The organism is Peribacillus sp. BM1 (genome assembly GCF_056679975.1).
The window spans coordinates 63,288-88,194 of the sequence record NZ_JBWXPJ010000002.1 but is presented as its reverse complement, the minus strand read 5'-3'; the positions used below and the strand labels follow the sequence as shown (position 1 = coordinate 88,194).

Annotated in this window: 18 protein-coding genes; 16 read left to right on the top strand and 2 right to left on the bottom strand. The window is 37.6% G+C overall.

The window, feature by feature from the left end:
* Window positions 1–97: 97 nt before the first annotated feature.
* On the bottom strand, window positions 98–1,807 hold the full coding sequence (locus AC1MGI_RS21290) for a PucR family transcriptional regulator (protein WP_480350025.1): 1,710 nt from the start codon (window positions 1,805–1,807) through the stop codon (window positions 98–100).
* A gap of 329 nt (window positions 1,808–2,136) precedes the next feature.
* On the opposite strand from AC1MGI_RS21290, the gene AC1MGI_RS21285 reads away from it, so the two are divergent.
* From AC1MGI_RS21285 to hxlA, 10 genes are all read left to right on the top strand, one after another.
* On the top strand, window positions 2,137–3,438 hold the full coding sequence (locus AC1MGI_RS21285) for an MFS transporter (protein ID WP_480350023.1): 1,302 nt from the start codon (window positions 2,137–2,139) through the stop codon (window positions 3,436–3,438).
* Window positions 3,439–3,651: 213 nt separating this feature from the next.
* Window positions 3,652–4,890: a M24 family metallopeptidase gene (locus AC1MGI_RS21280; protein ID WP_062186710.1), complete on the top strand. Its 1,239-nt coding sequence runs from the start codon at window positions 3,652–3,654 to the stop codon at window positions 4,888–4,890.
* Between the two features lie 390 nt (window positions 4,891–5,280).
* Window positions 5,281–6,693: an amino acid permease gene (locus AC1MGI_RS21275; protein ID WP_480350021.1), complete on the top strand. Its 1,413-nt coding sequence runs from the start codon at window positions 5,281–5,283 to the stop codon at window positions 6,691–6,693.
* A 179-nt stretch (window positions 6,694–6,872) separates the two neighbouring features.
* Window positions 6,873–7,652, top strand: coding sequence for a creatininase (locus AC1MGI_RS21270; RefSeq protein WP_062186705.1), 780 nt, complete (start codon window positions 6,873–6,875; stop codon window positions 7,650–7,652).
* A 321-nt stretch (window positions 7,653–7,973) separates the two neighbouring features.
* A complete protein-coding gene (locus AC1MGI_RS21265; RefSeq protein ID WP_480350020.1) occupies window positions 7,974–8,543 on the top strand; it encodes a DeoR family transcriptional regulator in 570 nt (189 codons plus the stop codon).
* A gap of 265 nt (window positions 8,544–8,808) precedes the next feature.
* Entirely contained in the window at window positions 8,809–10,770 is a 1,962-nt protein-coding gene (locus tag AC1MGI_RS21260; RefSeq protein ID WP_480350019.1) for a primary-amine oxidase, read from the top strand.
* A gap of 486 nt (window positions 10,771–11,256) precedes the next feature.
* Window positions 11,257–11,493 carry a hypothetical protein gene (locus tag AC1MGI_RS21255; protein ID WP_480350017.1) on the top strand — a complete coding sequence of 79 codons (237 nt, stop codon included), beginning with the start codon at window positions 11,257–11,259 and terminating at the stop codon, window positions 11,491–11,493.
* 58 nt (window positions 11,494–11,551) lie between these two features.
* Complete coding sequence (locus AC1MGI_RS21250; RefSeq protein WP_480350015.1) at window positions 11,552–12,961, top strand: purine-cytosine permease family protein; 1,410 nt, start codon at window positions 11,552–11,554, stop codon at window positions 12,959–12,961.
* Window positions 12,962–13,543: 582 nt separating this feature from the next.
* Complete coding sequence (locus AC1MGI_RS21245) at window positions 13,544–13,936, top strand: winged helix-turn-helix transcriptional regulator (protein WP_480350013.1); 393 nt, start codon at window positions 13,544–13,546, stop codon at window positions 13,934–13,936.
* Window positions 13,937–14,107: 171 nt separating this feature from the next.
* Entirely contained in the window at window positions 14,108–14,749 is a 642-nt protein-coding gene (hxlA, locus tag AC1MGI_RS21240) for a 3-hexulose-6-phosphate synthase (protein ID WP_400629872.1), read from the top strand.
* A gap of 559 nt (window positions 14,750–15,308) precedes the next feature.
* Here hxlA and AC1MGI_RS21235 read toward each other — a convergent pair.
* The gene (locus AC1MGI_RS21235) at window positions 15,309–15,755 is read right to left on the bottom strand and encodes a hypothetical protein (RefSeq protein ID WP_480350011.1); all 447 of its coding nucleotides are present in this window, start codon (window positions 15,753–15,755) and stop codon (window positions 15,309–15,311) included.
* Window positions 15,756–16,104: 349 nt separating this feature from the next.
* Between AC1MGI_RS21235 and AC1MGI_RS21230 the strand changes: the two genes are divergently transcribed.
* The 6 genes from AC1MGI_RS21230 to AC1MGI_RS21205 all read left to right on the top strand — a co-directional run bounded on the left by AC1MGI_RS21230 (window position 16,105) and on the right by AC1MGI_RS21205 (window position 24,897).
* Complete coding sequence (locus AC1MGI_RS21230; protein ID WP_480350009.1) at window positions 16,105–17,121, top strand: ABC transporter substrate-binding protein; 1,017 nt, start codon at window positions 16,105–16,107, stop codon at window positions 17,119–17,121.
* Between the two features lie 619 nt (window positions 17,122–17,740).
* A complete protein-coding gene (locus AC1MGI_RS21225) occupies window positions 17,741–19,909 on the top strand; it encodes a BglG family transcription antiterminator (RefSeq protein ID WP_480350008.1) in 2,169 nt (722 codons plus the stop codon).
* A 226-nt stretch (window positions 19,910–20,135) separates the two neighbouring features.
* A complete protein-coding gene (locus AC1MGI_RS21220) occupies window positions 20,136–21,575 on the top strand; it encodes a PTS transporter subunit EIIC (RefSeq protein WP_480350140.1) in 1,440 nt (479 codons plus the stop codon).
* A 244-nt stretch (window positions 21,576–21,819) separates the two neighbouring features.
* Window positions 21,820–22,236, top strand: a complete 417-nt coding sequence (locus AC1MGI_RS21215) for a cupin domain-containing protein (protein WP_480350007.1) — start codon at window positions 21,820–21,822, stop codon at window positions 22,234–22,236.
* 366 nt (window positions 22,237–22,602) lie between these two features.
* Window positions 22,603–23,358, top strand: a complete 756-nt coding sequence (locus AC1MGI_RS21210; RefSeq protein WP_480350006.1) for a hypothetical protein — start codon at window positions 22,603–22,605, stop codon at window positions 23,356–23,358.
* Window positions 23,359–23,478: 120 nt separating this feature from the next.
* A complete protein-coding gene (locus AC1MGI_RS21205) occupies window positions 23,479–24,897 on the top strand; it encodes a purine-cytosine permease family protein (RefSeq protein ID WP_480350004.1) in 1,419 nt (472 codons plus the stop codon).
* Window positions 24,898–24,907: the final 10 nt, after the last annotated feature.

The following is a 24,907-nucleotide window of genomic DNA, read 5'->3' as shown; positions in this document are numbered from 1 at the left end:
ACCTTGCTTTGTTGGATTTGTTACCTGAGTAACAAATATTATAATCACTTTTATTCGATATCCTCACAATGTTTATTTTATCTTCTAGGGAGGATATTTACATGATAGAGTGCGGAATCTTTTCCTCTTTATCTTCATCAACTTCTATTTCGAAAGCGGGGCCGTGACTTTGATTTGCAAGCGATTCAAGGGTTAAAGCGATTTGGATCCAAAATTGGCATTTTGAAGACGATAGGCTATCTCCCAAATGCTGTTCAATCCGGTCAATTCGATATCGTAATGTATTTCGATGAATATGTAGAGCTTTCGCTACCATTTCTCGATTATAGTTATGGGCAGCGAGACATTTTAGCGTTTCATAAAGCACCGAACCTCGTTCAGAAAGAAGTTCATCTGGTAAAATTAAATGGCGAAATGCTAGAGCTTTAGTTTGATCCATACCACCATAAAGAAGTAACTCTTTCTGCGATTCTTCAGCAAAATAGGCTCCACCTGCAGGATCTGAAAACTGAACAAGAGGTGTCAAAGATTTTGCCTCCTGATAGCTTTCAACGATAGAGAGCCAATCTTCCTTCATTTCACCAAACACAAGAACTGGAACGATTTGCTTATAAATCCTTTGTACATGACTGTATAAATCTTTTAAATGGGCTTTAATGACCGAATATTCAAGACTAGAGGAAATCAATAAGGTTAATCGACCTTCATATACCTCACAGAAGCCATCAATCCCTTCTGTTTCGTTAATCCACATTGTACATTCATTACTCAAAAAATCCATCTCTACGGATAAGCTAAGCGGGATCTCCTTTTTTCCAGGGAGGACAAAACCTGCCATCCAATTCTCGCTCGGAGCCAATCCAAGCTTGCATACTCTTTCTTCCATTAATATAGAGGCTGTTTTAGGACTTTCAAATAGTAATTCCATTAATTCTACTTTAAATTGCCTACTTGTAACTCCTACAACTTGTTGATTTAGGTGGATATCTAAAAGAACAGTTGCCGCATATTCAAGGGCATGCATATGCGTTTCTTCCACCTGCTGATTATGGAAGAGAAGCCAAAGCGTTCCTGAATAATTCCCCTCAATTTGAAGTGGTATAGCCATTGCCTCTGGTAAAGTGTTAGTAGGTATTCTTAGAGGATGGCTCTCTCTTAGAATCGGTTCGTTTTCAGGCAAATTACGATCCAAAAGTTCATGTAGTATCTTGGATAAATGATCCATTACATTTGGGAGATTTATACGTTTTCCTCCCGTAGGTATGACTTTATTCAAAACTTTGTTCGCAGGGTCGGTGATGATAGTAGGACAATTAAAATGCTGGGAGAGGATGCGACAAACATCCATACCATTATTTGCTACGCGTAATTCTCCGGCCAATTCTGAAGGAAGTTGTGCAGCCAATTCTTTTTTTCTAAACTCTCGTCTCATAATTTCTTGGTGAATCGATTGGGTTATTTTAATGAATTGCACATGAAAGGGTGCTTCTAAAATCGGGATACCATATTTTTCACCAAATTCCAAAACGGATGGGGGACATTCATCAAGGTAGCGACCAGTTGCAAACAAAATACCGGAAATTTGATGCCGTAAAAATCCTTTAAGAAGTCGAGCTTCTGATGCTTGATCATGCGGCCATACTTGTCCACATGTCATAAGTAGCTCTCCTCCTTCAAGGAAGTGCCTCATGTCATCATGATCAATAACGTGTGCCCAGCGGATTTTGCGATACAAGCCTCTTTTACCTGCACGAACTGTTACATTATTCTTCCCCGTTAGAAGTATTGCTTCTTTTACTGTGATCAATTACATATCCTCCTTTGTGCAAAACATACAAAAAATGAAAAAAAACAGATGAATTTAAGCACAATATCCAATTGTATTCAGAATTAATGGAATGTTATCATTCTTATTATAGGATAGCGCTTACATTATATCTATACAGAATATGTTAAATTTAAATGAATAGTGGAATGAAGTGTTGAAAAGTAACAAGTGCTATCATCTTTTTCTGACCTATTGTCGTAATCCTGCCTTTGGAAGCCAATATAAAAGATTTTTCTAACTTTAATTATCAGAAATTTCGGAATTTTTGGTACAATATGCTAATTCCGAAAGACATGGAGGTAAAGTGAATGTCCATACAACAACAGGTAGAAAAGAACATAGAAAGTGAGAAAACACAAGCCACTGGTGTGAAACAAGCCGTTTTTGGGGCGGCGATTGGAAATTTGATTGAATGGTTTGATTACGCTTCATATGGGTATTTGGCCACAATCATTGCTGCAGTCTTCTTTGCTCCGGGCAACGAGAAGGCGGCCTTGCTCGGAACGTTTGGAGTGTTTGCCGTATCCTTCATAGCAAGACCTGTAGGGGGGCTAGTTTGGGGGCATTATGGGGACAAGCTTGGCCGAAAGCGTATTTTGACTCTTACCATCATTCTGATGTCACTTGCGACGTTCACAATCGGCCTCATACCGAGTTATGCCACGATAGGCATTGCCGCACCGTTGTTACTTCTATTATGCCGTATCGTCCAAGGATTTTCAGCCTCTGGTGAGTATGCAGGAGCGTCCTTGTTTATCGCGGAATACGCACCGAACTCAAAAAGGGGACTTCTTGTCAGTATGGTGCCAGCAAGTACAGCAGCTGGATTATTACTTGGAGCTTTGACCGCGGTCCTTCTTCAGTACAATCTAACGCAAGATGCCTTACATAGCTGGGGTTGGCGCATTCCCTTTCTTATATCAGGCCCACTCGGTTTAATCGCTCTTTATATCCGTATGAAACTTGAAGATACGCCTGTTTTTACGGAGAAGGAGCACGGGGAAAAACAAGAGCCCATTTTCAAGAGTGTCCGCCAGAATCGGAAGCAGCTTCTCGTTGCATTTGGAGTCATCTGCCTGAATGCAGTCGGCTTCTATATCATTCTTAGTTATATGCCAACTTATTTGGTCAATGAGTTAGGCTTTGACAGTATGAAAGCGATTCTTACAACGATTGTCTCATTAACAACGTACGTAATCCTTCTCCCATTTGTGGGTACACTCGCTGATCGGGTCGGCAGGAAACCGGTACTTATTGGTGCTAGTGTACTGTTTATGCTATTTACTATTCCAGCATTTTTACTTCTTTCCCAAGGTGGGATGTATGCCATATTGGCACAAATATTACTTGGTGCCATATTAGCAGGAAACGATGGCGTGCTCGCAACCTTCTTATCGGAGATGTTCCCAACTTCTGTAAGGTACACTTGTTTCGGATTGTCTTTTAATATGGGGAACGCGATTTTCGGGGGAACAGCTCCATTCGTTGCAACATTCTTGATTATTCAAACAGGAAACACATTTGCTCCTGCTTTCTACTTGATGGCGGCTGCTTTCATCGCTTTCATCGCATTATTACGAACGAAAGAGACAGTGAACAAATCCATGTAGCAGGAAAAACAATTACTAGTTAAATATGAGAGAGTTGGTGCACTATGCAGAACATACTAGATATTCATTGTTTTGAAGATTGCCGCACTTATCTCCTGAGCACACGTGATCCTACGTATTACAGTGAGCGCACACTGATCATTTTACTGATTGGAAATTTGAAAGAGTAATAGTAATGATAAATAAGATTATGGAAAAGGAAAGGTGATAAACATGGTACAACAAATCACAGATCTTGAAAGAACAAAAATTTTACAAAACGGCGGTAAAAAAGTAAAGCCCACTTTTTCAAAAGAAGAAATGACTCGTCGTAATACGAATTTGCGCCAATATATGGCCAAATCCGGAATCGATGCGGTTGTGTTCACTTCTTACCATAATATTAACTATTATAGTGACTTCTTATATACATCTTTCAACCGATCATATGCGCTTGTTATTACACAAGACAAGCATGTGACAGTGAGTGCCAATATTGATGCTGGTATGCCATGGAGACGCAGTTTTGATGAGAATATTGTGTACACGGATTGGAAAAGGGACAACTATTTATATGCTGTTAAAAAGATCTTAACAGAATCAGGCTTCACTCGTGGCCGTCTTGGCATAGAAGATGATCATTTGACGCTAGCTTTACGTCGTCAGGTACAGGATGCCCTGCCAGAGGCAGAACTCGTAGACATCTCCCAGGATGTTATGAGACAACGGATGTTTAAGTCTGGCGAGGAAATTGATCTCATTAAAAATGGTGCCCGGATTGCAGATATCGGTGGGGCAGCCATTGTCGAAGCCATTCGCGAAGGCGTACCGGAATATGAAGTAGCTCTTCAAGGTACAGAAGCGATGGTACGTGAAATTGCTCGTACGTACCCTCACGCTGAACTAAGAGACACATGGGTTTGGTTCCAATCTGGTATCAACACGGATGGCGCACATAACTGGGCAACTTCCCGCAAGTTACAGCAAGGAGATATTCTGAGTCTGAACTGTTTCCCGATGATCGCTGGCTACTATACAGCGCTTGAGCGTACATTGTTCTTGGAAGACGTGTCTGATCGCCATCTTGAGCTATGGGAAATCAACTGTAAAGTACACAGACGTGGTCTTGAATTGATCAAGCCAGGAGCTAGATGTATGGATATCGCCACTGAATTGAACGAAATCTACCGCGAGCACAATCTTTTAGCGAACCGAACGTTCGGGTATGGACACTCCTTCGGTGTACTTAGCCACTATTACGGTCGTGAGGCAGGATTGGAGCTTCGGGAGGATATCGAGACCGTACTAGAGCCAGGTATGGTCGTGTCAATGGAGCCCATGATTATGGTTCCAGAAGGAGAGCCAGGAGCTGGTGGATACCGTGAGCATGACATCCTTGTGATTGGCGAAAACGGTGCAGAGAACATCACTGGATTCCCATTTGGTCCAGAACATAACATTATAAAAAAATAATTCACTCGTATCTTTACAGTAATTACGAAAATCGATTTGAGATGAGTTGCTCCCAGCTGCGGGAACTAAGGTTGGGAGCTGACTATAAACGTTCCTTCTTCACGAGCAAGTAATATTAAACATTGAAGCAGAAACTGACGGATTCATTTGATTTTTAGGTAAGTTAAATTGAAAAGAACAAGCCAATAAATCAATGTATATAGCACTATATTTAAAAAGAAATTCATTTAATCTCATAAGTGTACGATTCACTTGAAGAGTTCTCAGCTGATCTGTGAAATGATGATCCCAAAATAAAAATTCTACTTAGATATGCTTAGTGGATTACACTCACAATAAATAATTTACATTTGTGTGATAAATAATCTCTATAAAAAGGAGCTTTCTAATATGAATGAAGAGGTAAAGCTGCAGAAAAGTCTGAAGATACGACACTTGATGATGATCGCATTTGGTGGATCGATTGGTGCTGGCTTGTTTGTGGGCAGTGGGGCCATTATCCAGATTACTGGACCGGCAGCGGTCTTTACAGCACTTATGGCTGGGATTCTAGTCATTCTAGTCATGAGAATGCTAGGGGAAATGGTCGTTGCAAAGCCTTCACTAGGTTCGTTTTCAGATTATGCACGAGAGGCAATGGGGAATTGGGCCGGTTTTACGGTAGGATGGTTGTACTGGTACTTCTGGGTCATCGTCATTGCTGTTGAAGCAATCGCTGGTGCTGCGATATTGAAAAGTTGGATCTTTCCTGATATGTCACTTTGGCTTTTAAATCTATTATTGCTTATCGCACTAACAATAACGAATATCTTTTCGGTTAAAGCTTTCGGTGAATTTGAATATTGGTTTTCATTGATTAAAATTGTTGCGATTCTTTTGTTCTTAGCTCTCGGAGGAGCGTATGTTTTAGGATTTCTACCAGGTACAACAATGGACTTTTCTAACTTGACGGCACATGGTGGATTCACACCACATGGTTCAGCAGCAGTATTTATTGCTGTAGCCACGATTATTTTTTCCTTCGTTGGTTCAGAGATCGTCACAATTGCGGCGTCAGAGTCAGCTGAATCTGAAAAAGCAGTAGTAAAAGCGGTAAACTCTGTTATTGTTCGGATTATGACGTTCTATGTAGGCTCTGTATTTTTAATTGTTACGATTGTTCCGTGGAACAATTCTGAAGCGCTTACAAACCCTTATGTCAGTGCTCTCCAAATTATTGGTATACCTTATGCTGATAAAATCATGAATTTAGTTGTGGTTACAGCCGTGCTCTCTTGTTTAAATTCAGGCATATACACAGCATCGCGAATGTTGTTTGCTTTAGGAGATAAGGGAGATGCTCCAAAGTGGATGATGAATGTGACAAAGAGGGGAGTACCATTAAAGGCGATCTTGACTTGTACAATATTTGGTTTCATTTCCGTGATCATGGCTTTCATATCACCGGAAACAGTGTTTCAATTCTTGCTAAATTCTTCTGGAGCCATTGCTCTTTTTGTCTACCTGCTGATTGCTATTTCTCAATTGATACTTCGCAAAAAAATAGAACGTGAAACGCCAGAACGTCTGAAGCTACGTATGTGGGCCTATCCATACTTGACCATCGCATCGATCATAGCAATGGTTGCCATTATTGTAAGTATGGCGTTTAGTGCTTCGACCCGTTCACAGTTAATATTAAGCTTATTGAGTGCGATGGTTGTTATTCTCCTTTATGTGATTAAAACGAATATTTCTCGGAAGAGAGCAGCCAAAAACGCTTTGAATGAGGAATTATCTGAAGTAGATGTTAAAGCGAAATAACATCGATGAAGATCACTTGTGGTGGGGGAGAGTAGACCTCTCTCCCCCTTAATAAGCAGGTGCAGGAATTACGTGAACATCCAATCAACTAATCACAGATAGAAAACGTCAGTGAATTTTTTATAAGGGCTACTTAAAGTGATATTTTAATAAATTATTATTTTGGAGGAGAGTTAGAAATGAATAAACATCTACTAGCGAATATGACTTGGCAAGAATATCAATCTAAAATCAAAGATAGTATTTTAATTTTACCAATTGGGTCGACAGAACAACATGGTCCACATTTACCACTTGGTGTCGATGCTATGCTAGCTGAAAACATGAGTTTATCAATAGCGGAAAAAATAAATGCCGTCATCGCACCGACTTTATCTTACGGTTATAAATCACTGCCAGCTAGCGGCGGTGGACCCATGTTTCCAGGTACGATTGATTTGAAAGGAACGACTGTCATTTCCTTAGTGTATGATTTACTGGAAGAGTTTTTACATGACGGATGGCAAAAAATATTGTTGGTAAGCTGTCATTATGAAAATGAAGCCTTTCTTGCTGAAGCAGCGGATCTTATTATGAGAAATCGAACAGATGAATTCCCTAAAATTCTACTTACAAATTGGTGGGATAATTTAGATGAGAGTATCATGCCGCAAATATTTGATGAAATAGAATTCCCAGGATGGGCTTTAGAACACGCTGCCATTACGGAAACGTCGATGATGATGCATTTTGCCCCAGAGCTTGTGCGTGAAGAGTTTATCATAGATGAAGGGATGGAAGGGCCACCTACCTATCAATGTTTCCCACCATCACCAACATTGATTCCACAATCAGGTTGCCTTCATACAGCAAGATCCAGTACGGCTGAAAAAGGGCGATTAATTGTTGAAAACTCTACAAACAATATTGTTTCTTTCTTGGAAAAGGAATTTTTCGCAAAAGTGAAGATTGCGGATTGACAGAATCCTTCACCTGAACAGAAGAGGCTTTCCTTAGGAAAGTCTCTTTGCATGTCGCCGTATACAAGTCTACGAACCTTCTTAGTTCTAAAAGAATTCCTATTTCAAACACTTGGTATATTTCATAGTTTCGACATCCAGATAATCAAGTAAATTCGTGTATCTATGTTATAGTTCAACATTTTTTTCCGTTTTTTACAATGAAGAATTCGAACAATTGGGTAATATCATAGAGATCACTATACCTGAATTTTATTCCATTCAATTGAAGATATTATAAAACGATTCTGATGTATTTTTTAAAATGGACGGAGAGATAACATGTTGCCATTAGAGCGAAAACAACAAATCTTAACATGGTTAGAAGAAGAAGAAACGTTACGAATTTCTGAAATTAGTAAAAGGTTAGATGTGTCGATCATGACGGTCTACCGTGATTTGAAACAGCTCATTGAAGAACAGAAGGTAATCAAAACATCTAATGGAGTGATGTCTACAACAGAAAACGATGTGACAACTAAAAATTGTTCGTATTGCAATAAACATTCAAATACCAGATTATCGGTGCAACTCGTCAAAGTAAATAATCGAGTGGAACACACATGTTGTGCTCACTGTGCGCTATTACGATATCAAGATATAGAAAAGAAAGTGTCTCAAATTATTTGTTATGACTTTTTAAAAGAAACAACGATAAGTGCTAAGATTGCGACGTTTTTGTTTAATGCAGATATCCAACTAAATCACTGCCAGCCACAAGTGCTTATTTTTGAGTCCATGAAACAAGCTAAGCAATTTCAATTAGGGTTTGGTGGCGATATCTATCAGTTTCATGAAGCAATTGAAATCGTGAATAAGATCATGGATGGTGAAAGTTGTCATCATCTTTAATTAATAGATAGAAGTACCAAATCTTCCATATCAAAATAATGACTAATGACTCAGTTTTAATTTTTAGAAAAGTGGAATAGTTCCGTTTTTTACAATTAATGAACCAATGAAAGCGTTATTATTTAATTATATCAATCGTTCCTTCCTATACACACGTTAATAAATGATAGTTTCAGCCTAGTGCTGAAGATAATGGATCAGAGGAAGTTACAAAATTAGTAGTTTGTATAATTAAAATATAACTAGATGAAACGGAGGATATTGCATGGAAACTCAAGAACAGGTGTTAAAAAAGGTTGCCCACCCACTAGAACCACTAACAGGTGAAGAAATTACAAGAGCTGCTGCAATTTTAAAAGCGCAAAAGAACTTAAATGAGAGTGCTCGATTTGAACAAATTGGATTACACGAACCTCCAAAAGATGTTGTTTTAAACTTTAAAGAGGGAGATCCAATAAATAGGGAAGCTTTTGCCGTTATAATTAATAGAACAGATAGCACTACACATGAGGCTGTTATATCTCTTACAAATGAAGAAGTGGTTTCTTATAAACATGTTCCAGGTGTTCAGCCATCATTCCTTCTTGAAGAATATTCTGAACTAGAGGCACTAGTAAAGAGTCATCCTGACTTCCATGCAGCTCTTAAAAAGCGCGGTATTGAAGATCCAAATTTAGTTATGGTTGATCCTTGGTCTGTTGGATACTTTGGAATCGAAGAAGATGAAGGAAGAAGACTGTTACGTGCCCTATGTTTTGTTAAAGAATTTCCTGAAGATAATGCATATGCGCATCCACTTACAGGTTTACTTCCAGTTGTTGATATGAACAAAATGGAAATTGTAAGAATTGAAGATCATGGTGTACAACCAATTGCGCCTAAAAACGCACTTTATAAACCTGAACTAAATGATGAAATCAATGTACGTACAGATCTAAAACCGTTAGAAATCGTTCAGCCAGAAGGTCCTAGCTATACAGTTGAAGGACATAATATCAAATGGCAAAAATGGGATATCCGTATTGGATACACAGCTCGTGAAGGACTTGTTCTTCATACAGTAGATTATGAGGATAAAGGAAAGAAAAGACCAGTTCTATATCGTGCAGCTTTATCAGAAATGGTTGTTCCTTACGGGGATACAGATCCTGCTCATAACTGGCAATGTGCGTTTGATGCTGGTGAATACGGAATCGGTCAATTGGCAAACTCTTTAGAGCTAGGCTGTGACTGTGTCGGTAACATTCACTATTTTGATGCTGTAATGGCTGATAGCCAAGGTGGCGTTCATCGAATTCCTAATGCAGTTTGTCTTCACGAAGAAGATGCTGGAATCGCATGGAAGCATACAGATTGGAGAACAGAAGATGTAGAAGTACGCCGTTCACGCCGTCTTGTTATCTCATTCTTCACAACTGTTGCAAACTACGATTATGGATTCTTCTGGTACTTCTATACAGATGGAAGAATTGAACATGAAGCGAAGTTAACAGGAATTCTGAATGTTGGTGCACTAGGAGAAGGCGTAAAAACAAGATATGGATCAGAAGTTGCGCCGCAAGTCTTTGCGCCAATTCACCAACATATCTTTAACTACCGTATTGATACGCATATTGATGGTCAAAAGAACTCTGTTCAAGAAACGAATACAGTTGCGACACGTCCTGATGAAAACAATCCAAATTTAAATGGTTTCTACCATGAAACAACAACATTTAAAACAGAATTGGAAGCACAGCGTAAAATGAACCTTGAAACAGGTAGAGGATGGAAAATTATTAATCCAAACTCTAAGAACTTTATTGATCAGCCTGTTGCATACGAACTAGTACCTGGTGAAAACGCTTCTCCATTCTTAAATGAAGAGTCAAGTATTATGAAACGTGCTGGATTTATTAAAAACCACTTGCATGTTACACAATTTGACAGTGATCAAATGTATGCTTCCGGAAAATATCCAAACCAAAATAAAGGCGGAAGCGATAGCTTAGAGCATTATGTAAAAGCGAACCGCTCAATTGACAATGAGGATATCGTTGTTTGGTATAACATGTCTGTTCACCATATTGTTCGCCCTGAAGATTGGCCAGTAATGCCAGTTCACCATATCGGATTCAAATTAAAGCCTCATGGTTTCTTTGACGGAAACCCAGCGTTGGATCTTCCACGTTCAGTTAAGAACGAAAGCAAGAGCTGTTCTAATACTGAAAGTAAAAGCTGCCATTAAGAAATAAAAAAGTCGCGTGAAAAGGGAATTGATTACAATTCCCTTTTCACCTTCTTATTATTGAGAGGGAACGATTAGATTGTAGAATATATCTACCTCTTTTAGGATTTTTATATGAAAATTAGGTCGATTCGAAGTAAAATAGAGGGTCTAACTGGTATGATGGTTGTAATGGTATTATGGATGAGGAGAAGTTTAATCATCGAATAAATTATCTGAATTTTCCATAAATTCAATCAACTGTTGGATATGATTGCCATAAATCATTACAATTGTTATTTCAGCTATTTTAATAGTCACTTTTTAGCCTAACCGATCGATCATTACATTCAAGTAGATGACCATGAATATCATCACTGAGGAAAAATTCTATTAATGGTATTAAAAAACTCACATAATGATTCGAGACGTCAACGCCTAGTCGTTTGTTAACTTGCCACGAGAACATGTTTTACGAAAAGTTTAACAATAACTATATGAGGTGAAATGATGAGAGAACATGAAGCAATGGTGAAAAGGGAAGTTTTTGAAGAGACAACGTATTCCTCTAAGGATCAGTCATTTGTGGATCAATTGTATGCAGATTTAGACATCAGGCTTGCTGAAATTGAAAGCAAAGACCATGAAGTGAAAAGAATGACGTGGAAAGATTCTTCTTTATCATTGTTTTTGGTAGAAATCATAAGTGTTTTTTTAGTGTATTTAATTATGAATTTGAATTGAATGGCTGTGATAATCAGAATGTTGAAAGCAGTTTTTATAAAAGAGGGGGGATTTGTATATGAGTGATAATAGCATCTCAAAAGATGTAGCATTTGGATTTTTACCGGCGAGAAAAGGGGATCGAGTATTAGGATTTTGGAGCCTGCTTCTGATTCAACTCGGGACAGGCTTATCATGCTTTAGCCTGCTTACCGGTGGAGCTACAGGAGCCTTATTAGACGCGAAAGATTCCATTGGCGCCATATTATTTGGAAATGCGATTCCAATGATATTAATCATACCAATTGCCATTTACTTTGCCCGATATGGGATCGACACAATTGTTGGTTTTAGAAGTTCTTTAGGGTATCTAGGATCTAAATTGTTTTGGGGGTTATTTGCTGTAACAACATTAGGATACACGGCATTTACGATGTTTATGTCGGGAGAAGCTATTGTAACCATATTAAACATGTTCCATGCTAGCGGTATATTGACAACGAGTAGTTTTGGAGCGCCTTTTTTCTCAGTTGTTTTAATTCTTCTTTGTCTATTCGTCACATCCAAAGGTCCAATTATGATTAAATATTTTAACTGGGTTGGAGCGCCGGCCATGTTTGTTTTAGTTTTAATCTTGCTAGGAGTCGTTTTGTTTGGACAAAATTTAGACAAGGTGTTTGCCCTTCAGCCGATAGGACCATATGACTCTGTTGGAAGATCATTAGCAACAGCGATCGAGTTAAATGTCGGACTTGGTTTTTCCTGGCTTCCTTATTTGGGTCAATATAGCCGTCTTGCCAAAGATGAAAAGGGTGCATTTAACGGCGGGTTTTTAAGTTATGGAATCGGTTTATGCGTCGCTGCTATTTTAGCCGTTTTTATGACGCTTGTTACAGGATCGATCAATCCAACTGATTGGATGACACAAATGGGCAGTGCCTGGCTTGCTGTCATGGGATTGGGACTTTTAATTTTAGGGAATGTTACGGCCGCGATTTTCTTCATGTATGCCCAAGCAATCAGCTTTAAAACGATCTTTCCTAAACAAAAATGGGGGATTGCTTTAGCAACGAATGTCCCTGTAATCTTGTTAGTGCTTACTCCGGCTTTTTATAATTCATGGAATGTTTTTATCGTCATTATTGCATATATTATGTCGGTAATTGGTGGAATTGTTGTCGTAGATTTCTTCTTTGTCAAAAAACAAAATATCTCCGTGCGAGATTTATATGATACAAATGGAATTTATAAATATTGGCATGGGATTAATCCGTCAGCTGTATTAAGTATAATCGTTGGAACGATTTTTTATTGGAGTGTATACAATCCGTTATTGGATCAGCCAAGTGGCATCTTTATTTACATTACGGCCGGTATTCCAACGTATTTTGTTGCAGGCGGTTGTTATTATGTTTCTTCGAAATACATTTTCCGATCGAAGGCAAATAAAGCTAGTCAAATTGATATCGCGACAAGAAAAAGCAGTTAATCCTATAGGAACTAAGGTTTTTGAGAATAAATGGATTAAAGGAGAATGTCTCCAAAGGGTCTGGTCCCTTTGTTACGACATTCTCCTTTTTTTGAAGAAGTAAAAGGAGTTAAGGCTTTTCAATAAGGTATCAAAAAAGAAAATGATATACATTTAATTCTTTTTTTATATTAAGGTGAAGTAAAATATCAGAAGATAAATCTCCAAAAATTCTTGGAACCCCATATAAAATTAATTTTTGCTGGCTTATCACGTACATATTTGGTTTGATAATGAAGAAATTAAAAGTGAATAGTTATTAATCAAGCAATCTTCCTTTTGTTGTTTTTGTATATATTATTTTAAATGTTTTATTGTTTTCGGGTGTCGAAAACTGTACATAATTGGTTTCAAAGCGTACAAAAAATAAATTTGTACTTTTTAAAAATTCAGCTAAATAGTGAATAGGAAACTCCTTCTTTAAAAAAATGTAAGGGCGCAAAGGAGGGGAGACCAATTGTAAGTACTGACATTGGTTATTGAATAGTGAGAAAAATCATACTTTAATAGTGTATGATAGAGATAATAGAGGAGGGATAACAAATGAGTCAAATTCGTGGAAAGACGTTCAATTGTGAAAAAGAATTAACACTTTCTATTATCGGGGGGAAATGGAAGATGCTGATCATGTGGCATCTTGGGAAAGAAGGGACAAAAAGATTCGGAGAATTGAAATCTCTCATACCTGCCATCACCCAAAGAATGCTTGTCAGTCAGCTGCGTGAACTGGAAGAAGATCTCATTGTTAGTCGTAAAGTCTATCCTGTCGTGCCACCAAAAGTCGAATATTCCCTAACGGATCGAGGGCATACTTTAATCCCAATTCTCGAATCTATGTACGTATGGGGAAAAGATTATACGGAATTTATTTTAAATCATACACTAGAAAAAACAAATGAACACGATTTAAGTATAATGATCGACAATGACCAGTAATATCTATCATTCAAGTAATAAGGATAGCAGACTCTATTTTATTAATTCCAATAGTATATTTTATAACACCATATGCTATAAAAGTGCGTACTTTATTTTCTGAAAATTAGGACATATAATGGTTGTAGTACCAATTCTAGTAAACAAACTATATTGAGGAGTGACTTATTCATGAAATTACAATTAGCACTTGATCTAGTAAACATTCCAGAAGGCATCAGCGTCGTTAGAGAAGTAGAGGCATTCATAGATGTTGTAGAAATCGGTACACCTGTCGTCATTAACGAAGGGTTACGCGCTGTTAAAGAAATGAAAGAAGCATTCCCTAATTTAACGGTCCTAGCTGATCTAAAAATCATGGATGCCGGCGGATATGAAGTCATGAAAGCATCTGAAGCGGGTGCTGGTATCGTAACCGTTCTAGGTGCAACAGATGATTCAACGATTAAAGGTGCAGTAGAAGAGGCGAAAAAACACGGATCTGAAATTCTTGTCGACATGATCAATGTGAAAGACATTGAACAACGTGCGAAAGAAGTAGACGCTCTAGGTGTCGATTATATCTGTGTACATACAGGGTATGACTTACAAGCAGCGGGTGAAAACTCTTTTGAACAACTTAGAACGATCAAACGCGTCGTGAAAAATGCAAAAACAGCTGTTGCAGGCGGCATTAAATTGGAAACGCTTCCTGAAGTGATTCAAGCACAGCCAGATCTTGTAATCGTTGGCGGAGGTATCACAGGGAAAGACGACAAAAAAGCTGTGGCACAAGAAATGCAACGCTTAATAAAAGAAGCAGTTACCGTTTAATTTAAATAAACGACCATACCTGTAAGGAAATTAAAAATATTTTTAAAAATAAGGAAACAAATATGTAGCTGAAGCAGGAGACGTTGTTATTTTTACTCCTAATGTACCAATAATTTTTGATGCTGAAAGCGTTGGAGATGCTTTCTATATAGCACATCGTCTGCCAGAACCAACATTTATGTAAAGAAACAATCGACGATGATTCGTTTCTTCAAAAATTTAAAAGAAGAAATAGTTGTCTAGGAATGACATTATTAAACACTCTGTAGTAGCTTATTATGCACTATAGGGTGTTTTCATAATTATCTTACTAAAGAAGTTTTACAAGTAATTATTAATCTTAAAGGGAAAGCGTTGTTATTAATATGTTAAATCTTAATTTAAAAAAGTTATGATTTAATATGTTAATCTATATTCCCTACCGTATCTAGAAAAAGAAGTTCGTAACTATTCAGCTGAGTATTAGATAGCTTACTAGATAGGCAAGGAAAGAAGGCGAGCCTTCTTTTCCTTGCCTTTTAGGAGCTTTACGTTGAAAACAAATTGAATTGTTTTCTTTCTATTTGCTTGATTGCGACATATTAGTACGAACCATCTCTTTGACGGTCAGCAAACCGATTTTCTTTGCTTTGCATGTCATTCGCGTCAACGTGGCTCTGCTTATCCCGTATCCATTCGCCTTGTCGTCGATGGCTGCCAAAATCGTATTGATCTTGGCCGTTGAAATGCCCGATACTTTAGCTGCATATCGGATTAAGCGTCTTAAGGCGATCCGTTCAGATCTGGTAAAATGCTGCTTGTATTCAATCGTCCATTGTTCAATGTTGTTGTTAAAATCTTTCAACGATTTAAATTGACTGTATTTTTTAAACGTCTCGATATTATCAATAACTAAAAATTCCCTTGTTTCGGTTCTTTTACGAAATAAAAAGACGCTACTATCGCATCGGATAACAACGTCCTCTTGTCGTAACTGGTACGGTTTTCCCTTGCAACGAACCTTCATACGCGCTACAATTTACAATTAACGGCAGAATAGTACGAGTAAGGGCCAAGGGTAAGTGTTATCGCAGGGAGTTTGCGATGACGGCGTATGAGTGTCCCATCACTACATATGCACGCCTGGTTCTTTTTTTTGCTCATTTTTTACGTTACTTCATTATTGTTTCAATGAATTTAAAACAATATAATTTTCCGAATGTATTGAATATTAGATGTATAATAAGCTAATAGGATATGGAGGCATCTCTTCGATCAAAAAGCTTCTGTGTGAGTATAGTGCTTTATCTTCATGAATTACGAAGAATGATAGCGCTGTTAGTATGAAGAAAGTATGAAGGTAGAGGGAGATTTCAATGAAAAAGAGCATGAGCTTCATTTCCATAATAACTCTTATTTCATCGTTCGTCCTTGCTGGTTGTAGCAATTATAGTGGCTCTATCGTACCAACTAGAGCAATTGGGACAATTAAATTTGCGGATGCAGGTTGGGAAAGTATTAGAGTACACAACGAGATCGCAAGAATTATTATTGAAGACGGTTATGGGTATAAAACAGAATTAATTCCGGGATCTGAAACAGCTTCACTTTATGCGATAAGTACGGGAAGTATGGATGTTTATATGGAGATTTGGTCGGGAAGCTACCCGATAGAATATAAATCTGCCATTGAAAATGGTGATATTATAGAAGCATCTGTAAACTCAGAAAGTACGAGGCAAGGCCTTTATGTTCCAACCTATGTTATTGAAGGGGACCCTGAGCGTGGTATTGAACCCACGGCCCCTAATTTGAAATCGATTCATGATTTACCTGAGTATTGGGAAATTTTCAAAGATCCGGATGATCCAAATAAAGGACGTATTTACGGGGCGAATCCAGAATGGAATGCTAATAAAGTGTTTCGAGAAAAAATGAAAAACTACGGGTTATACAAAACATTCAATTATTCTGAATCAGTGACTCAGCCAGCATTAAATAAAACATTCATTAATGCCTATGAGAATGGTGAGCCATGGGTAGGCTACATATGGACACCGACATGGACGGCCGGATTGTATGATATTACCGAACTGAAAGATGAGCCATACAATGAAAAAGATTGGTTAAATGGGTACCGTACAGAGTTCCCTTCACAAAGATTAACGATTGCTGTTCACAACAAGCTGCCAGAACAGGTGCCAGAAGTTTTTGCGTTTTTAAGCAACTATTCTATAAGCAATGCCATTACGACTGACTTTTTAGCTTACATGAAGAAATATGATACAACTACACATGAGGCGGCTATATGGTTTTTAAAAGAATATGAAGAAGTATGGACAACTTGGGTTCCCGATCATGTAAGTAAAAAAGTGAAAGCTAAGCTTCAATAAAACATCAATAGGGTTGTTTTATGCAATAAACTTTCGAAATTTGCCGTTATCTCTGTTGCAGTAAAATCGTCTCACAAGTAAAGGTCAACTATTAAGGGACTAAGGGAAAGTCCTTTTTATGGTTAATATCTAACTTTGATAGTCAATGCAGCAATAGGAAGTCACTCTTTTGACTGCCAGCGTATAGCCTTCTCTGAACCTCTCATGACTAAAGTCACAAGGTTCTAAGGTACTCTCATTCAGCCTTCGTCTGAATGAACGAAAACGAGTTTTCGGCTGACATCAGCCACTCAGCTATTTCCCTTAGACTTTCATGGACAAGGATACCTACGTATCCATTAGCATCCTGTAGGCTCGGTTCAAAACCTTTTTGACTTGAACGTTGAAGATTTTACGCAACAGACGTTGTTTCCTATTGCAACCCTCTTTCTTCATTTTTCAAAGAATTGTTTATAGGTAAAATATACCATTTTAGATACTTAATCTACAATCGATATCTAACGAAATCTAATGGTTATAGATCGTATCCGAAGCCGATTCATTTCATGATTGAAATCACGAGTGTTCTCGGCTAATTAATTAATAAATAGAATGCTTATATTGGAGGGGGATAAACAAAGTGAAACAACAAATTCCTATTTTAGATTCTCGCCAAAAAGAGCTGTTAAGGATGCTGCTAATAGCTAACAAACCTATTACTTATAAAGAGTTGTCTGAAATGTTTAAATTAAGTACAAGAACAATTCAAAGAGAAATGAAAGCGCTTAAATCGATCTTGGAGGCCTATGATTTAAAAGTAGGGAAACAAATTGGAGACGGTTTTGAATTGAAAGGGTCAGAGGAAGGGAAGAGATGGTTAAGAGAACACATAGAGCAGGCGAAAACATTTTCCGCGTACTCCCCAGAAGAACGGCAGGATGGAATGACTTATGATTTATTGCTTTCTAAAGAACCGATTAAGCAATTTGTGTTTAGTAAAAAGTACGGGATTACGGAAGGGACTGTCAGCTCTGATTTGGACAAGGTGAGTATTTGGCTTGAAAAAGGGGGGATTACACTCATTCGAACGCCGGGAATTGGCGTATATATCAATGGGCAGGAAAAGCAGCGGAGGACGATGTTGTCTAGGTTGCTCCACAAGGATATAATGTTTGAGGAATGGCTCGAAATTTTCCATAAAAAGACAGAGTTAGGGGGGGGAGATGTGCAAGATCAGTTAGGTATGATGATTCGAAATCGTTTACTAAAGTTTGTTCAAATTCATAACATTTTGGATGTTGAGCGTGTTGTACACCAAGTCTTAAAAGAGCAAACAGATATCGAATTAACAGACAGGAGCTATGTAAATCTAATTGTTCATCTAATGCTTGCAGTCGAGAGAATAAAAAGCGGACAGATTATTCAAACATCCAATGTGTCTAATGTATCTCAAGACTATGAATTTGATCAATTAATCTATTCACTTGCGGAAAAAATTGTTGAACGACTTGAAACCGTTCTTGCCATTTCAATACCTAAAATTGAAGTGAATTATATTGCTCTACATTTATCAGGGGCCCGTCTTTCTAACAGAAAAGAAAGGGAAAACTATGAAAAAGAAGAATTTACTTGGATTGAATTGACACAAAGCTTTATTCGAGCAGTGGAATACCATCTAGATGAATCGTTTGAAGGGGATGAACTTCTTTTTGATGGGCTAGTTTCCCATTTTGCTCCAGCCTTTACCCGTTTAAAATACGGGCTTCAAATACATAATCCGATGCTCGGAAAAATTAAAGAAAGGTATCCGGAAACGTTTTCTGCATGTAAGAAAGCGTGTGAGCTTTTAGCAAATAGAACGGGCGGCCCTATTCCAAACGATGAGGTCGGTTATTTAGCGATGCACATCGGAGCTGCGCTTATTCGGAAGAAAGATACTTTAAAAAGCGAGTATAAAGCCATTGTTGTATGTTCTAGTGGACTTGGAACGTCAACATATCTGGCTTCAAGGCTACGTACTGAAATGCCGAATCTGAAAGTAGAAGCAGTTGTCTCGATGAATGAGCTTGAAGGATGTCTGCAGGAAAAGGAGGAAGTGGATATTTTGATTTCGACAATAAACCTTCCTTTTGTGAAACATAATAATGTCGTCATTGTAAGCCCATTTCTCAAACCAGAAGATCTATCAAGAATTCAAAGTGCCTTGTTCAAAGTGAATAAATCAAAGCCAATTCAAAAGAATGTACAAAATACGAACGGGAAATCATCTTCTGTCATGTCCCTTGCAAAATGTGGGGAAGGTATGATTCAAATTTTACGAAATTTAAAAGTTTATAATGATGTTTATGTACGCCCTCCTGTTACGATTCCTAGCATTCTTAGTGGGATTAAAGATATTGAGGAAGTAAGTGATTTTGAGAAGATTTCCAAAGATCTTGAAGAACGTGAGCAGCAAGGTGGGTTTGTAATAGATGATTTGGCGATGATTCATGCTAAGTCAGAAGGATTAAATAACTTGCTTGTTGTCATTTTTCGAATGAAAGAACCTATTTTATGGCCTTTTGCTGATGATGAAGAACAGTCTGTTAATACAGTACTCTTATTGGCGGCACCTCAAGGGGCGCCAAAAGAGCATATAGAAATGATCAGTAAGATCAGTTCCATGTTAATAGAAGAATCATTTGTTAAAGTATTAAGAGAATCTACGGCAGATGTCGTGAACAGTTCGTTGGAAGCTGCATTATCGGATGCATATGAAAAGAAAGCAGTACGTTTTTTAAAGGAGATTCAGGGAAAGTCAACTTCTTGATAATGCGAGCGCTTTTGGCTCCTACTTTAAGTTGTCAACAAACACAGGAGTACCTTACTGACCTAATAGTTTACATCAGTCATCCAACGGTTTTCTCCTCTACCCATTCTATTACGGAAAGGAGGAAGTGCAGGAGATATTATTGTTAGCAAAGCGTCATTCCTCCTCTGTTTAACACTGGGCGTTGCCTGTTTTGTGTTTGAAGCAGAGGTCTTCCTGCGTGAATATGATGAAGAAACTAGGCCAATTGTTGAGCGCCATCGTTTACCAAAATATTGCGGTCATTATAGTCGCAGGAATCATTCAAGGAGTCTTTGGGGTTTATGGATGGTGGTATAATGATAGAATTTTACTTTTATTGAATCCTATTAATAACATTCTTTTGCCTATTTTATTAGGTTATACAGGTGGGCGATTAATAGGGGGACAGCGGGGAGCTGTTGTAGCTTCCATCGTGACATATGGATTAATACTATCAAGTTCTACTCCTGCCATTTTTGGTGCCATGATAATCGGACCATTAACAGGTTGGCTAATAAAAAAGCTTGATCATATCGTAAAAAAGAAATTACCCGGTGTTGGATATGAATTGCTCATTAGTAATGTCTTAGCTGCGATGATTGCTACTATACTCACGATTTTATGTTTTTTTTATGTAGGACAAACATTTTCTGCTGTCGTGGAATGGCTCACAAATCTATTAGAAACCATTATTTACTCAGGCTGGCTCCCACTGACGGCCACAATCATTGAACCTGCAAAAGTGCTATTTTTAAATAATATTATCAATTTTGGAGTATTAGGCTCTCTTGGTGTTCAGCAAGCAGAAGAACTCGGTAAATCTATTTTTTTCGTGTTAGGAGCAAATCCAGGCCCGGGACTAGGTATTCTTCTCGCTTGTTGGTTGAAAATGAGGATTGAACAAAGGAAGGGTGTAAAACTAGCTATTTTTATCCATTTTTTAGGTGGTGTACAGGAAGTTTATTTCCCGTACGTTTTAATGAATCCACTTTTAATTATTCCACTTATTGTAGGAGGAATGATGGGGGTGTTTACATTTCAAATGTTTGATGTAGGTCTTGTCGCTATTCCATCGCCAGCTAGTATCTTCTTGTTTGTCGGTCTGGCGCCAAAAGAGGATATACTCTTTATCATTTTAGGTATATTGCTTTCAGCTATAGCCACCTTTTTTTGCAGTGTAATTCTTTTAAAACGAGTGCCAGATTCTCCTCTTCTATTGGAAAATAGTGAATATGTAAAGTTTCAGCGTGTAGAGAAAGATGAAAAACCAATCACAAAAGAGATGATAGATAATATGACTGATCCATCTATGAATAAAGAAAGAGGTGAGACAGAAATTATTTCAGCATTTTCCAATATAGATAAGCTTGAAAACATCTTTTTTATTTGTGAAGCAGGAATGGGTTCAAGTGCAATGGGAGCAGCGATGTTAAAAAAGAAGCTCAAACAAGCAAATTTGACTATAGAAGTTGAAAATGCCTCTATTAGCGATATTCCCGAATATGCAGACCTTATTATTTGCCACGAGAAGTTCCTTTCTGTTGTACAAAAAACGGTCCCCAATAAAGTCTGTTATTCGCTTAGGTCTTTCACCGATATGAAAGGTTATGATGAACTGGTGGAGCATATAAACAATATTGTTTAAGCGGATGGCTAAAATGAGTTAAATTCAGGCATACGTAGTAGATATAGGATGGCTTCTTATATATTTTAAAAAGTAATATGGCTGTTAGTGTTCTTCTATCTAACAACACGATCATCATTTTTGTCGCATGTTGAATGCGACAAAAATGATGGAACATAAGCAAGTAAATATCATTTAATAATGCTAGAATTAAAAAAGATAGAATATTCAAATAAAAATAATAAAAATAATTGGAGTGAATCAAATGAGCAGAACAGCTACAAAAGACAACTATACTTATTTAAGTCAAGGTGCAGGATTACAATTAATTAAAGCAGGTACTACAGAACTGAAAGAAGTTAACACGATTCTAGGAATCCCAGAAGTAAGAAGCCAAATTATTGATATTCCTATTACTCAAGCTGAAGGTGCTGCAACATTAGGTTTATATGCTATGCAAAAAGCTGAAAAAGGCTTTGATTTTAAATATGATTACTTAGAAATTAAAACTGTCGTTAGTGGTCAATTTATCCTTAGTGATGATCAAGGGGCTGATAGAATGGTAGCAGAAGCTGGTGATGTAGTTATCATCAACGCTGGTACTACCGTTACGTTCCACCCTGAATGTGATGGAGTAGCAACTTATGTTGCACACAGATTGCCAGAACCTATATTTGCATAATCGATCGTTTAAATAAATTTTAAAGTCGAATGATAGATGTTCCCGTTTGCACAAATGAAAGCGCTGCGCAAACGGGTTACTTTTCTCTATAAAAATATGAAAATTTTGAATATTATTTCAGACGAGTGAAAATAAAGTCGTTTTATTAAATAAGAAAATAAATCGTTCACTAAATGATCAAATCTCAAAAAGAAAGCGTTTCCGATATATAAGAAAGTAAGCATAAGCTAAACTTAATTCGACAAATAATTAATCTATAATCTTAAGTTAAATACATGAAGCCATATTTCCTTCCCTATCTAAAAAATAGAGATATTCCATTTAAGTGTTCGTATAATCTATGAAACGAAAAGGGGTTATTAAACAATGCATACGGTCAATGCCATGAGTTATCAAGATTTTGATTTTGAGCTAGATGATCAGAAAGCCTTATTGGAAGATATTTTCCCGGGTTTTAATGTACATGACCGTGTAGGAGTTGTTGTGAGGGAAGCTGGTGGTGGAACAGGGGCAAGTGCCTTACTAATGTCAGCACTAACAAGATTTTATGATTTTTTTCGACCTGATCTTGGCGTAGAGCCCGGGCAACAGTTTATTTATCCTGAATTCTTCGTCTTTCATGTCGGTGAACAGCATATGACTCATTATTGGATGGACATCTGGCCACCACATAAAGAAGTGATCGTAGAAGACGATCCTGAGCAAATACTAGAGGCAATTAATGACCGTGGCATAACACGCTTGCTTGTCGAAGACATTGAGCCTTTACAGCCCACTTTTTTGAGAGAAACATTAAATGCTGCTAAACATCGAATCGTTAGTGCATTGGCCTATTCACCGACAGGTTGCGTGGAAAATAGTGATGTAAAGATCACGAGTTGTGAAGAAGCAGAAAAATGTGTTAAGGACTCATTTAAGATGTCAGAAGGTCTTTCTAATGAAGTGCTTGAAGAGTTGTTTCAAAGACGAGAATCACTCACCACGAACGGACGTGTAACAGAGACCTATCGCCGCATTGAAGTAGCGAACGCTTTGCGTATGCTTACTCACAATATTGAACCAGGACCAACAACAAAAAGTTATTTTGCCCTACTAGAACTGGAAGCTGAAGTAGAAGCGTAGAGATCGCAAATCATGATATACGATTTACATGGATTCATCCATTGTTTTCTTATCTTATATCTCCCTTTAAATTAACTGATAATTTCTAATATTTGGATAATAGGAAAAGGAGCTGAAATTATGGCTGGAGGGTCATTGAATGTACCAGGAAAAACAGAGGGGTTAAGCGAAAAAGAATTAATGAAAGATGATTATTCATTAAGTAAAGTGCCGACTGAAAAAAGAAATATGGGCTTATTAAGCGTTGCAAATATCGCGTTAGGTATTTCTACAGCTATCTTCTTTTTTCAAATGGGGAGCATCATGGCTATTAAATTTGGCGCGATGAACGCGTTGGTATCAGGTATTTATGCAACAATTGTTGCCGGAATCATCAGTACGATTATTGTTTATTTATCTGCAAAAACGGGAATGAATGTAAACTTATTATCTAGGGGCGGAGGATTTGGCTATATTGGTGCTTCATTAACCTCACTTGTTTATGCTTCAAACTTTATTATGTACTGTGCATTTGAAGGCATTCTCATGGTATATGCCGTGAATGAATTCTTACCGGCCATTCCAATGTGGGTGTTAATCGTTTTCTTTGGATCCGTTGTTATTCCTTTAAACTGGTTTGGGATTAAGCAACTGGATAAAATACAAAAATTCACATTGCCGATCTTTATCATTATGTTAGCCATCGCTTTAATTGTATCTTTCCTTAAACCATCAGCTTATGACGGGAACTTTTTGACCTATGTGCCAGATGGGGTTAAATTTGGAGGAACGGCCCTGCTTCTTTGCATAGGCATGCAAAATGGATTATTAGGTCTAATGGCTTTACTTGCATCAGATTATGCGAGATTTCTTAAAAAAGATGACGTTAAAGTAGGGAAGTATATTATCGGATTTTTCCCTCAGCTCCTTTGTTTTTTCATCATGGGTCTTATCGGTATCTGGTTTGGAGTTCGCATGGGAGAAGCTAATCCTGGCGTGTATATGGTTCAACTTCTCGGTATAGGTGGCGTATTCTTTACGATTTTGACACAGGTCCGAATTAACATTACGAATTTATACAGCGGTTCATTATCTCTGTCCAGTTTTTTTGAGAACGTGTTTAAATTTAAACCAGGAAGACCGTTTTGGGTGGTCGTATCAGGGGTAACCTCAATCGCTTTAATGCTAGGTGGCATACTAGATCATTTAAGTGGTGTACTAATCGCTCAAGGGATTTTCCTAATGGCATGGGCAGCTATCTTAATAAGTGATGCCTTCATTGTTAAAAAAGTATTAAAAATCGGTCCTACTTATTATGAACATAGACAAAAGAATTTGTTTAAATGGAATCCAGTTGGCGTTGTTGCTTTTGTTGTAGCGAGTATATTTGGTTCCATTGCTGGATTCGGATATATGGGGACGTTCTTACAAAATACATCGGCATTCTTTTCCTTTATCATCGCGTTTATAGTCACAATTATTATGGCGATTGCTACAAAAGGGAAATACTATGTTAGAGAAGATGCAAAAGATATTCCAGCAGAAGAATACATCGCTTAATTTCACAATA